The sequence below is a fragment of the Edaphobacter sp. HDX4 genome, assembly GCF_036877565.1.
Lineage (GTDB): Bacteria > Acidobacteriota > Terriglobia > Terriglobales > Acidobacteriaceae > Edaphobacter.
Genome location: NZ_JAEDXW010000010.1, coordinates 108,033 through 121,349, shown reverse-complemented (window position 1 = coordinate 121,349; position 13,317 = coordinate 108,033). Strand labels below are relative to the sequence as shown.

7 protein-coding genes are annotated in these 13,317 nt (G+C 61.0%); 6 read left to right on the top strand and 1 reads right to left on the bottom strand.

All coding sequences use genetic code 11. From position 1 onward, the window contains the following. Positions 1-10: 10 nt before the first annotated feature. From JAO29_RS11575 to JAO29_RS11565, 3 genes are all read left to right on the top strand, one after another. Positions 11-967 (top strand): SDR family oxidoreductase, encoded by a 957-nt coding sequence (locus JAO29_RS11575; RefSeq protein ID WP_334268378.1) that lies wholly within the window; start codon positions 11-13, stop codon positions 965-967. Beyond that, a complete protein-coding gene (locus tag JAO29_RS11570; protein ID WP_442886372.1) occupies positions 964-2,358 on the top strand; it encodes a nucleotide sugar dehydrogenase in 1,395 nt (464 codons plus the stop codon). The genes JAO29_RS11575 and JAO29_RS11570 overlap by 4 nt, the downstream gene beginning before the upstream one ends. Before the next feature lie 211 nt (positions 2,359-2,569). Further along, positions 2,570-6,949, top strand: coding sequence for a choice-of-anchor D domain-containing protein (locus tag JAO29_RS11565; RefSeq protein ID WP_334268376.1), 4,380 nt, complete (start codon positions 2,570-2,572; stop codon positions 6,947-6,949). Between the two features lie 23 nt (positions 6,950-6,972). Here the strand turns inward: JAO29_RS11565 and JAO29_RS11560 are convergent, their stop codons facing one another. Continuing rightward, positions 6,973-8,115 carry an NAD(P)/FAD-dependent oxidoreductase gene (locus tag JAO29_RS11560; protein WP_442886375.1) on the bottom strand — a complete coding sequence of 381 codons (1,143 nt, stop codon included), beginning with the start codon at positions 8,113-8,115 and terminating at the stop codon, positions 6,973-6,975. 130 nt (positions 8,116-8,245) lie between these two features. On the opposite strand from JAO29_RS11560, the gene JAO29_RS11555 reads away from it, so the two are divergent. The 3 genes from JAO29_RS11555 to JAO29_RS11545 all read left to right on the top strand — a co-directional run bounded on the left by JAO29_RS11555 (position 8,246) and on the right by JAO29_RS11545 (position 13,287). Then, the gene (locus tag JAO29_RS11555) at positions 8,246-9,526 is read left to right on the top strand and encodes a class I SAM-dependent rRNA methyltransferase (protein ID WP_334268374.1); all 1,281 of its coding nucleotides are present in this window, start codon (positions 8,246-8,248) and stop codon (positions 9,524-9,526) included. A gap of 111 nt (positions 9,527-9,637) precedes the next feature. Continuing rightward, positions 9,638-12,709, top strand: coding sequence for a lamin tail domain-containing protein (locus tag JAO29_RS11550; protein WP_334268373.1), 3,072 nt, complete (start codon positions 9,638-9,640; stop codon positions 12,707-12,709). Between the two features lie 56 nt (positions 12,710-12,765). Beyond that, a complete protein-coding gene (locus JAO29_RS11545) occupies positions 12,766-13,287 on the top strand; it encodes a PEP-CTERM sorting domain-containing protein (protein ID WP_334268372.1) in 522 nt (173 codons plus the stop codon). The last annotated feature ends 30 nt before the right edge of the window (positions 13,288-13,317 follow it).

Genomic DNA, 13,317 nt, shown 5'->3' with positions numbered 1-13,317 from the left:
TCCTTAAGGCTTGGCAAACTATCTTATTACCGGCGGAGCGGGCTTCATCGGTTCGCACCTGGCCCAGGCGTTGCTCGAGCGCGGAGACCGGGTTAGGGTTCTTGACAACTTCGAGACCGGCCTCAGGCGAAACCTTGATCCGATCCGGGATCAGATCGAACTGCACGAGGTCAGCCTGACGGATGCAGATGCCGTCCGCGAAGCGTGTGAAGGCATCGATTACATCTTCCACGAAGGTGCTCTGCCCAGCGTTCCTCGCAGCGTCAAAGAGCCGCGTCCCAGTCACGAGATCAACATCGGTGGAACCTTCAATGTTCTGGAGGGTGCACGGCTGGCAGGAGTGAAGCGTGTCGTGTACGCAGCCTCCTCATCCGCCTACGGCAATCAGCCGGGCTTTCCGCGCGTGGAGACGATGGCTCCCCAGCCGCTCTCTCCTTACGCCGTGCAGAAGCTTACCGGCGAGCTGTACATGCAGGCCTACTGGCGCGTCTTCGGGCTTGAGACCGTGTGTCTGCGCTACTTCAACATCTTCGGCGCGCGCCAGGTTCCGGACTCTCCGTACTCCGGTGTGATGGCCCGTTTCACGCTGATGATGATGCGCGGCGAGACGCCGACCATCTTCGGCGACGGCGAGCAGGGCCGCGACTTCACTCACGTGGAAAATGTCGTCCAGGCCAACCTGCTTGCGATCAAGGCTTCTCGCGAGAACGCTGCCGGTCAGGTCTTAAACATCGCCTGTGGCGAGCGCCACACGCTTAACGAAACGTATGCGCTTCTCGCAACTTTAGTCGGCTTCAAGCATCCACCTCTATATGGCCCCGAGCGCGAAGGAGATGTTCGCGATTCGCTGGCTGATATCACGGCGGCTTCCATGGCGTTAGGCTACGCGCCGGAAGTCAGCTTCGAAGAGGGTCTGCGCCGCACCGTCGCATGGTATCGCGATGAATTTGCCGGTTTAGGAAAATGAACAGAGTGACACCAACGAATATTGCGGTATCGACGGGAACGGGATTAGAAGAGTGGTTGTCGGCAATCGACCGGCGCACAGCGAAGGTTGGCATCATCGGTCTGGGATACGTAGGACTCCCGCTGACGCTGCTCTTCAGCGAAGAACGGTTTTGCGTAACCGGTTTTGACATCGACGCCGCCAAGGTCTCTGCACTCAATTCAGGTAACTCGTATATCCACCGCATCGAGCCGGATCATATTCAGGCGGCGCAGCGCAGTGGCTTCCACGCTGCAACTGATTTCGCCGAGGTCGCCGGCATGGATGCCGTGCTGATCTGCGTGCCCACGCCGCTTAACGAAGACCACACACCGGATATGAGCTACGTGGTCTCCACTATCGAATCGATCGCTCCGTATCTGCGGGCCGGGCAGCTTGTCGTTCTCGAGAGCACGACCTATCCCGGAACCACAGAAGAGATCATTGTCGAGAGCATCAATCGGCATGGCAGCGGCAAAGGTCTGCAAGTATTGCGCAACTTGCCCTCCGGTGAAGCTTCGGCGGATCTGGGTGGCGTGATGGTCGCCTTCTCGCCGGAGCGCGAGGATCCCGGCAACATCATTACTCCCCGCCGCGACATTCCAAAGGTTATCGGGGGCGTCGATGTGCGCGCCACCACCGCGGCATCTGCGCTTTACGGCAGTGTCTTTCGCCGAACCGTGCCGATGTCCACACCGGCAGCCGCGGAGATGACCAAGCTGCTTGAGAACATCTACCGTTGCGTCAACATTGCGCTGGTGAACGAGCTCAAACAGCTCTGCGGTCCCATGGGGATCGATATCTGGGAGGTGATTGAAGCCGCGGCGACCAAGCCCTTCGGCTTCCAGGCCTTCTATCCCGGCCCTGGCGTCGGCGGTCACTGCATTCCTGTGGATCCCTTTTATCTGAACTGGAAGGCGCAGCAGTTCGGCATCCAGGCCAAATTCATCGAGCTTGCGGGCGAGGTCAACGAAGCGATGCCTGGCTATGTGGTGCAGTGCACCTCTCGCGCGCTTGAGCGCAACGGCATCGCTCTTAAGGAAGCCAAAGTGCTTGTGCTCGGCGTCGCTTACAAACGCGATGTCGACGACCTGCGAGAGTCCCCGTCGCTGATCGTGATCGAAAAGCTGCGGCAGGCTGGGGCTCAAGTGGAATATAACGATCCATTTTTCGCCGAGGTCGGCCGCGGACGCCATTACGATCTGCACATGCGCTCCACGCCTGTCGAAAACCTCGGTAGGTTCGATTGCGTGCTCATCCTCACCGATCACTCGCTCTACAACTATGGTGAAATTGTCAGCCAGGCCAAGCTGGTCGTAGATTCCAGAAATGCCACGCGGTCGATCGACTCCGCGAAGATCGTGCGCTGCTGATCGGACGGCGCGAGCCATCTGCTATCTGCAGAGCCGATCCAAATTCACCCACATTAGGTTTTTCTTATCCCCTTATGAAACGCAGCGGGCCCAATATGCGGCATTCTGCGTTGACTCCATCGAGACAGCCTTGCAGCATCAGAATCAGGTGCCTGCGGCGGCCAGTTAGCAAGCTATGGAGTCAACCAAATCCATACAACTCGAAGTGCGGTTGCGTCGTGGCATCAGAGTTGCGGGTTCATCCCGGCTGACGCTGGTCTGCGTGTTGCTGCTCTTCGTGGCCCAATCGAAGGCGCAGACAACCTCCACTCCCGCGTGGCAGCCTCTGGGGCCAGCGCAGGTGACGACTGAAGCCTACGGCAAGGTGACAGGACGCGTGACTGCGGTTGCGATCGACCCTGCAGACCTGACGGGCAATACTGTTTACGTCGGGACCACTGGCGGTGGGGTCTGGAAATCAACCAATGCCGCCGGACCAGCATCTGCTGTCAGCTTCACGCCATTGACCGACACTCTCCCGGTCTTCAGCGGCAATGCTGGAAGCCCTGCCGTTCCCTCCCTCAGTATCGGCGCTCTGAGTGTGCATGGCCCCCTTGTGCTCGCAGGCACAGGTGACCCCAACGATGCGACAGACTCCTTCTACGGAGGGGGGCTGCTGCGCTCTGCCGACGGCGGACTTACGTGGACGCTCATCAACAGCTCCCAGGACAGCCCGAACCAGAACTATTCCTTCGTCGGGCGCAGCTTCGCCGGAATCGCCTTGAGCACAATTAGTTCTGACACCGTAGTCGCCGCCGTCTCCGATGCTGCGGAGGGAAACCTTACGGGAGCCGCAAAGCCGACGGACAGCGTCATGGGACTCTATTACTCGACCGACGCGGGCGTGACCTGGCATATGAGCACGATCATGGATGGCGGGCAGATTGTGCAGCGTCCGCTCGCGGCAGGCGTCATTACCAGCGGTGGGAACGCCGCGACCTCGGTGGCCTGGAACCCGATACGCAAGCGCTTTTACGCTGCCCTACGCTTTCACGGCTACTACGAGTCGGCGGACGGCATCACTTGGACACGCCTGGCTCAGCAGCCAGGTGCGGGACTTACAACTGCCGCCTGCCCTGCCAACCCGAATCAGACCGGAAGTGCCACCTGTCCTGTCTTTCGCGGTGTCCTCACGGTCGAGCCCTCCAGCGGAGATATGTACGCGCTTACCGTGGCCTCCAGCAACCAGGATCAGGGGCTCTGGCGCGATATCTGCGCGAACACCGGCAGCGGCTGCACCGCAGGGGTAGCGTTTTCGCAAAAGGTCGGCGGAACCTCGCTTGAAAAGAACGACGGCAGTAACAGCATCCCCCAGGCGGATTACAACCTGTCTCTCGCGGCGGTCGCCTCCGGTGCCGACACGCTGCTGTTTGCAGGCACGGTAGATCTCTACCGCTGCTCGCTCGCGGCCGGATGCGCGACCCTGCGCAACACCACGAATGTGCTGAACGGATGCGGTGCCCCTGCCAGAGTAGCTCCTGCACAGCACGCGCTCGCTGTCCAGTCCACGGCGGGAGCCCCGGTACTGTTCGTCGGCAATGACGGCGGCCTGTGGCGGTCTACCGACGGGGTCAACCAGCAAAGTACGCCCTGCTCACCTGATGACGCTGTGCACTTTGAGAATCTCAACGCTACGCTGGGCTCGCTGGCGGAGGTAGAGAGTCTGGCACAACACCCGACCGATCCCGCGACCCTGCTCGCGGGTCTGGCAGCCAACGGCACGGCTGCTACTACATCAGCGGTGCCGACCGGAATCGGCGTATGGAACCAGATCGCAGCCGGAGAAGGCGGCAACGTCGCGATCGATCCTGCCAATCCGGACCTCTGGTACATCTCGACGGCTGCCGGCGTGAGCGTCAAGCGTTGCGATCGTGGCGGAGCCTGCACTACAGGCGACTTCAGCGGAACACCTACAATAGGGCCGCTCCAGACCGCATACGATCTGACCCTTATCGATACACCTTGGCTTCTTGATCCAGCGCTCTCTTCCAATCTCATCCTCGGAACCTGCCGGGGCTGGCGCGGGACTGCCGCAGACGGCTCTCTCTGGTCCGGGAACAACACCATCAGCAGAATGCTGGCGGGCCCGCAGAGTGGAGCCTGCACAGCTTCCAACGGCATGATCCGTTCCTTAGCCGCAGGCGGACCTCCCTTCAACGCCACGGAGGCACAAAGCTCGGGCTCCGAGGTCATCTACGCTGGTATGGCTGGAGCCAGAGACGGCGGCGGCAATGCCGGTGGACATCTCTTCTTGACTCAGGCGGCGGAGACCGGCACAGGAGTCAGCGCATGGAGTGATGTCACGAGCTCGCCCGTTCAAAACGACTTGGGCACAGCCTTCAACTCGGGCGCCTTCGACGTCTCCGCTCTTGCGGTTGACCCTCACGATGTAACCGGAAGAACCGTCTACGCGACCATTCGCGGATTCCACGTCCCGCATGTCTATCGCTCGACCGACGCCGGGGCGAACTGGACCAATATCTCTCGCAATCTTCCCGACTCTCCGGCCAACAGCATCGCCGTGGATCCCAACGACGCCAACACCATCTATGTCGCCATGGATAACGGCGTCTACGCCACCGCCCAGGTGACCACATGCCCCACCAGCAACTGCTGGAGCCTCTATGGCTCAGGTCTGCCCAACGCTCCCGCCATGCAGCTGCTGGCTTCCGCCACGATGAGCACTGTAGACGGGCGAACCGGCGAGCTACGCGTCGGGACTTATGGCCGAGGTGTATGGCAGATTCCCCTGCTAACCGCTGCTGCTCCTGCGCAGCCAGCCATCGCACTGGCTCCTGCAGCGCTTGCCTTTCCCGATCAAGCCGTCGGTACCGCAAGCCCATCCAGCAGCATCACGGTGACCAACAGCGGTAACGCGCCTCTGAGCGTCAGCCGCGTCGATATAAGCGCGGCCCAGCTTCCTCTCGGACCGCAGGCAGAGTTCTTCGAGACCGACGACTGCGTTAATGCCCCAATCGCAGCCGGGCAGACATGCACGCTCCACGTCAGCTTCGCTCCTGCCGCGACGGGGGACCGCAGCGCCGCCCTGACCGTCTTCGCGAACGTCGCAGGAGGCCAGGCTACAGCTGCGCTCTCCGGAAGAGCGACTCCCGGGAACGCGGTCGTGCTCACACCACTCTTCGTCAACTACGGGGCAGTCGACGTTAATGCCACAACTCCAGCCCGGAACATCACGGTCTCAAACACCGGCACAGCAGATGTTCCCCTCGGAACCCCGACCGTCTCGGGCGACTTCCACATCTCGGCGAACACCTGTACTGCGGCGCTCAAGTCCAACAGCGGATGCACCCTCGCCGTTACATTTACACCAACCTCCTCCGGTGCTCACTCGGGAAGCCTCACCATTTCCTCCAATGGAGCAACGCTGACATCTTCACTGAGCGGTCAGGGCGTTCTCCCCGCAACCGACGCGCTGGCTCCCGTTCAACTGTCTTTCGCGGCACAGCCTCTGGGTACCTCAAGCCCGGTTCAGCGGGTCGTTATGACCAACGCCGGAGACAAAGCTCTCACCCTCATCACAGCCTCCGCCAGCGGCGACTTCATCGCAGTTAATTCCTGCGGCAACTCTCTCGCCGGTCACTCCACCTGCACCATCGGGGTCATCTTCCAGCCCACGGTTCTGGGGCCAGGTGCCGGAACCCTGACCGTCTCCGACCAATATCGAGCGCAAACTGTAGCCCTCACCGGGACCGGCATTGCACCTCCGGGAGTCTCGCTCTCGCCTCTCTTCGGCATGAGCTTCCCTGCGACTGGCGTCGGTCTCGGCTCCTCTCCGCAGACCGTCACCCTTACCAATAACGGTGGCAGTCCGCTCGCGATCGACACCATCGCTGTAAGCGGAGACTTCGCCATCGCACCCGGCAGCAACACCTGCGCTGACACTCTCCGGATCGGTTCCGCCTGCACCATGCAGATCCTCTTCAAACCCACTGCTGGAGGCACGCGTAAGGGCACCCTCATCATCAGCGACAGCGCGCTCAGCTCTCCGCAGGCGCTGCCCCTGACCGGCTCCGGTGTGGACTTCTCGCTGGCATTCGACGGCAATGCATCGGTCACGACCTCCAGCGGCCAGAACGCAGTGTTTCCCCTCCTCTTGACGTCCGGACCTGCCGTTGCCGGAGCCAAAATTGCGCTCACCTGTACCGGCGCTCCCATCAACTCCACCTGCAACATCACGCCTTCGACCATCGCCGTCGACGGCAATGCCACCACCGTATCGGTGACGATTCTTACGGGAGTTCCGAACCTCACCCTGCTGCATGGCCCGCCCCGTTCTCTCTGGCTTGCCCTTCTCTTACCTGTGGGTCTCTTTGGGCTACGGCGCCGGCGTCTGGCTGTGGCTGCGCTGGCGTGCTTTCTCCTTGCAACTTCCGGATGCGGCGCTGGACGCCTTATCCCTGCCTCAGGAGGGCCGGGTTCAGGCAGCGGGAGCACCAACTCGGTCACGCCGGTCGGCACCTACAACATCGTCGTCACCGGTTCAAGCGCCGGACTCACACGCACGCTCAATCTGACCCTGGTCGTGCAGTAATCGTTACGGTCGCGCGGTAGTCGCTACGCATCCTGTCCCGCACTCGCTCCGGACGCCCAGGCCCACTGGAAGTTGTATCCGCCCAGCCAGCCGGTCACGTCCACGACCTCACCGACGAAGTAGAGCCCAGGAACCCTGCGGCTCTCCATGGTTCGGGCATCCAGCTCGCCGGTATCCACTCCGCCTGCGGTGACCTCGGCCTTGGCGTAGCCCTCCGTTCCCGCAGGACTGACACGCCAGGCGTGCAGATCGCGCTCCAGATTCTCAAGCGCATGATTGGTCCAGGCCTGCGGAGGAAAGCTATGAAGCCACCGCTCCGCCAGCCGGATCGGCAACACGGTCCGAAGGGCGGCCAAGGCGGCGCCATGGTCCCGTCGAGCGTTTTTCTCGAACAGCGGAGCAAACACGTTCATCCCCGGTGCCGCATCAAGTTCGATCTCCTGGCCCGCCTTCCAGTAGGAAGAGACCTGCAGTATCGCCGGACCGCTCAAACCCCTGTGGGTGATCAGTATCTTCTCGCGAAATCTTACCGGGTGTCTCCCTCCCATAGACGTGGCGATGGCCTCCGCCGAGAGACCGGACAGATCACACCATCGCTCCCGATCGTCGGCGTTGAAGACCAGCGGCACCAGTGCCGGGCGGCATGGAACTACAGAGAGGCCGAACTGCTCGGCAATTGCGTATCCCAGGTCGGTCGCACCCATCTTCGGGATGGACAGGCCTCCGGTGGCAACGACGACGGAAGCAGCGTGCAACGTCCCGGCGGAGGTCTCAATGCTGAAGCGTTCGCTCGCACTCTCACAAGCTGCCGCGACGCGTTCGATCTTTACCCCGCTCAGGATGCGCACACCCGCATCCTTGCACTCACGCTCGAGCATGTTGACGATGTCGTGCGCGGAACGATCGCAAAACAGCTGGCCCAGCGTCTTCTCGTGATACGGAATGCCATGTTTTTCCAAGAGGGCAATAAAGTCGGCAGGCGTGTAACGCGCCAGCGCTGACTTAGCAAAGTGAGGGTTGTTGGAGAGAAAGCTCTCCGGGCGGCAATGCAGATTCGTGAAGTTGCACCGCCCGCCGCCTGAGATGAGAATTTTTTTGCCGATGCGTTCAGCGTGGTCCAGCATAACGACCCGGCGCCCACGCCTTCCTGCCTCGATGGCGCACATCAGACCGGCAGCGCCCGCTCCCAAAACCACGACATCAACGCTCTGCACAGAGTCCTCAGCACTGATGCTATCAATCCGGCTGGCGCTCCGTTATGCGACCATTAAAGACTGAGCGAAAGAGAGATCCTGAATGATGGCAAAAGAGAGAGTGGAACGGGCTCCGAAAGTCCTGCCGGGGCAGCCCAACGGCCCTGCGGTCGTGATTACCCGCAGGGCGGCAGACCGCCTGTGTGGCGGACATCTATGGGTCTACCGGTCCGATACAGAGTCACTGATTCCCCGCGAAGACGAGACGGATCTGACTGCCGGGGCACTGGTGACAGTTGTTGATGGTCGTGGAATTCCACTGGGTACCGGACTGTACAGCGACAGCTCCCAGATTGCCGTCCGGATGGTAAGCGGCGAACCCGGAATAGCGCGGGAAACGTATCTGGACGACGTGCGGCATCGCCTGATCGAGGCATTCTCCCTGCGGGACAATCTCGCACCTCTCTCAAGCGAGGATGACTCCTGCCGGCTGGTCTTCGCCGAAGCCGATGCTCTACCGGGCATTGTCGTGGATCGCTATGGCGAGCTCGTCATCCTGCAGCTTCTGGCCCAGGGAACGGCCCAGCCCGATCTGCGCGAAGTATTGGTCACCGCAATCCGGCAGCACTTCGGCTCTTCCGTCGCCGCAATTGTCGAACGACCGGATCCACGAATCCGTGAGCTCGAACAGCTCGCCGCTCCCTCTACGGAGCCCTTATGGGCCAGCGACGGAGTAAAGCTGACGACCGTCTTCACCATCAACGGATTGCGATTCCACTACGACGCCTCCGCGGGACAAAAGACCGGCGCTTTTCTCGATCAGCGGCTCAACTACGCCGCAGCCGCACGCCATGCGCATGGGAAGGCGTTGGACATCTGCACCTATCAGGGGGGATTTGCCCTCCATCTGGCTCAGCGTTGCGATCACGTCACCGGAGTCGACGTAAGCAGGGCTGCACTCGAGGTTGCCGATCGCAACCTGCTCCTCAATCCTTCCCTCAAGGCCGATGTCGACTGGATCGAGGCGGACGCCTTCGACCTGCTTCGCGACTATGACGCCAGCAACCAACGCTTCGACACGATCGTGCTCGACCCTCCTGCCTTCGCGAAATCGAAACGTGCCCTCGAGGGTGCGCTCCGCGGATATAAGGAGATGAACCTGCGCGCTCTGAAGATGTTGCAGCCCGGAGGAATGCTCATTACCTGCTCCTGCTCCCACCACATGGGTCGCGAGGAGTTCGTAAGTGTTGTAGCAGCTGCAGCTTCCGACTCCAGACGGAGAGTGCAGGTGCTCGAGACCAGAGGAGCAGCACCCGACCATCCCGAGGTTCTGACTCTGCCTGAGACCGCCTATCTCAAGTGCCTGATCTGCCGGGTTTCTTAGCACCTCCGGCAGTCCTCACACGTTGCAAGTTATTACACTGCAATGGTTTGCATAAAAATAATTTGCAGGATCTTAGCCGAAAATTCTTGAAATTCGGCTAAGATCGTTCGCATGTTACTCCAAGTTGTTGTGCGCCGTAGGCTTGCAGCCGTCATGTCATTCCTGGGCATGGCCCTGCTCTGTGGAGTCGGGTTCGCCCAGAACAACACCCACGTGATCATCTCGCAGATCTACGCAGCCGGCGGCAACAACGGCGCGGTGCTCAATGCGGATTACGTCGAGCTCTTCAATCCGACCGGTAACACGCTGACGCTCAATAACTACAGCATCCAGTACGCGAGCGCGGGTGGAGCGTCGATCTCCACCGTCACCGTACTTCCGGCGGCCATCACACTGGCTCCAGGGCAGTATTACCTGATCGCAGGTTCCACCGGCGCCAACGGTTCCGCGTTGCCGGTCGCAGCCGACGCACCCGACACCAACATCGCATTTGGAGCCACCGCCGGGAAGGTCGCTCTGGTCAGCTCGACCAGCCGCCTCGCCACGGCCTGCAGCCTGTCGGATCCCACGCTGGTGGACTTCGTCGCCTACGGCAGCGGAACCAACTGCTCGCTGGGCTCTCCCGCTCCCGCACCCAGCACGACCAAGGCGGATGTTCGAACCAACGTCTGCACCATCTCGAACAACAGCGGATTGGAGTTCGCGGCGACCGACCCTGCACCCCACAACCAGGCCTCCGCTCCCTTTGTCTGCGGCGCACCTACGCCATTGGCGGCCAGCGGCCTGGCTAATCCCGCTACCGTCTTCTCCGGCAACTCGACCCTGCTGACGGTCGCGGTCACTCCGGCGACGCAGCCCGGCAGCAGCGGAATCACCGTGGCAGCCGATCTAAGCGCAATCGGCGGCTCCGCCGCCCAGCCCTTCTTCGACGACGGAACCCACGGCGACGTAACGGCGGGCGATAACACCTTCTCCTACAATGCACCCGTCTCGGCGACCGGCAGCTTCACGCTCCCAGTGACGGTGACCGACTCCCAGCTTCGCACCACCCAGACCACCATCGCGCTGACGGTAGCCACACCGCCACCGTCGGTCTCCATCAAAGCGATTCAGGCGGCCAAGCCTTCTGCATACGCCTCTCAGACCGTTACAACCAATGGCATCGTTGTCGGGGTCAAGTCCAACGGCTTCTATCTGGAAGCCGCGGATGCAGATACGAACCCTGTTACACCGGAGGGCATCCTGGTCTACACCGGCTCGACCGCCAAGCCGCCCTTCATCGCAGTCGGCAACAAGGTCGAGGTGACCGGGATCATCAGCACCTATCCGACCACCGGTCTCACTCCGGGAACAGAGATCGACGGTCCCCAGACATTTACTCTGCTCGCCACCAACCAGCCGCTTCCGGCGCCTGTCACCATCACCGCTGCGATGGATTCACCCTCGGGTGGGGTCTACCAGTTCACGCGCTTTGAGGGCATGCGGGTCGCGATAAGCTCCTTCACCACGACCAGCGGAACCGATGCCTCGCTCAACGAGGCCACCGAAACCAACACCTCCAACGGCCGCTTCTATGGCGTAGTCACCGGCATTCCACGACCCTTCCGCGAGCCCGGAGTCGCCGTGACCGACACCGCATTTGGTCCGGTACCGGCTGGAGTACCACGCTGGGACTCCAATCCGGAGCTTCTCTATATAGACAGCAAGGTGCTCGGAGGGGCCCCGATAGACGTAACCAGCAAAACGACTCTAACCGGTTTGCTCGGTGTGATGGACTTTTCCTTCGGATCGCCGGAGATTCTGCTCGATGCCTCCACTCGCCCCACGGCGACCGGCGGTATGACGGTCGAACCGGTTCCGGTCGAGGCGGCCAATGAGTTCACGGTGGCCAGCTTCAATATGGAGCGCTTCTACAACGACAAGGCCGATGCCGACAACCCGGGCAGCACTGCTGTAGTGGTGACCCCGGAGGCGTATCAGCGCAGGCTCACGAAGGCGTCGCTGGCCGTTCGCACGGTGCTGAACTCGCCCGACATCATCGGCACCCAGGAGATCGAGAACCTTGCGGTTCTGACAGATCTGGCGGACAAGATCAACTCCGACTCGGTCGCGGCGGGACAGCCGAACCCGGTCTATGTGCCGTATCTCTTCCTTGCCAACGACGGAACCGCTATCAATACGGGTTTCCTGGTGAAGAGCACGCACGTGGACACGATCAACGTGGAACAGGTCGGGTTGACGACGACCTTCACGAACTCGGTGGGCAATCAGGCAATCCTGAACGATAGGACTCCTCTGGTGCTGCATGCCGGGATCAAGCGTGGCGGTTCAGCTCCGGACTATCCGGTCACGGTAATCTCGGTTCACCAGCGCTCTCTGATCAACGTCGACGATCCGACGAGCACGGGAGCGACGGTGCGGCTGAAGCGAGAGGCGCAGGCCGAGTTCCTGGCCAAACTGATCCAGGGCTACCAGGCCGCGGGCGAGCATGTGGTGACCGTGGGCGACTACAACGCCTTTGAGTTCTCCGACGGCTTTGTCGACACGATCGGCGTGACCAAGGGGACCCCGGTTCCCGCAGACCAGGTAGTGACACCGCCGGTGGCTGGGCTGGTGAATCCTCCCCTTGTTGACCTGGTGACCCTGCTTCCTGCGGACCAGCGCCAGAGCTATGTGGAGACCGGTAGCGCGCAGGTGCTCGATCATGTCCTCGTGACAGAGGATCTGGTTCCCACGAACACGAGGCTGGTGTACGCGCATATCGACTCCGACTTCCCGCTGGTGAACCTGAACGACGCCACCAGCCCGACCCGGATCAGCGATCACGACCCTGCAGTCGCCTACTTCTCGGTTCCTGCGATTCAAGGAACCGTAAAGCTGAACCTGACCACGACCGTGACAGGAGCGGAGAACGGCTACCAGGTTGCGCTAAAGGTGACCAACAGCGGTACGGGTACGGCACAGAATGTGGTGCTTACATCCGCGACCCTGGGAAGCGCCACGGGATCGCCTCTGCCTGCGAACCTTGGCGATCTTCAGCCGGGAGGATCCACGGTTCTCACGCTCAGCTTCCCCTCTTCTGCGGGAGCCCCGGGATCGACCACGGTAGAGAAATTTGCAGGAACCTACACCGGAGGAAGCTTTGGCGGAAATCTTCGCGCAACGCTTCCTGTAAGCCAGTGAGGGTGTTTTAGAAACACAGATGAAACGACACGAAAACATTCAACTGGAGAGAAATAATGACAAAGAAGAAGTACCTTTCGCTTTGTGTATTTGCATTCGTAGTTCTGCTTGGTTTGACCCCGCGCGCGTCGGCAGACCCCGTCGTTCTGGATGGCCTGGTAGGAACTACGGTGTCCTTCGACATCGATCTTCAAAACCCCATTGAGAATGGAGCTACCCTCTTTCTCAACGGAAGCAATTTCACCATCGACAGCCCACTGGTTCTGAACGATCTACTGTTTGCGAATTTTCCACCCAGCATCGATCCCGGCGTTGACATCCTTGGAACGCTGTTCACGGTTGACCTCCCGAGCAGCCTGACTCCCGGACTCTATAACGGCACCTACTTCATCCTGGGAGGATTCGATCCGAACGATCAGGAGACTCTGGCGGAGATTGACTTCCAGATCAACGCGCAGGCGGCGGCCAGCCCGGTGCCTGAGCCGGGGACCTGGGTTCTGCTGATGACAGGCGTTGGAGCACTGGGGCTGATGGGTTACTCCAGAAGGCGGCAGATCTCGCTCAATCGCGCTGCCTAAGGGAAAGAGATGTCAAAGCTAAGGGACCCT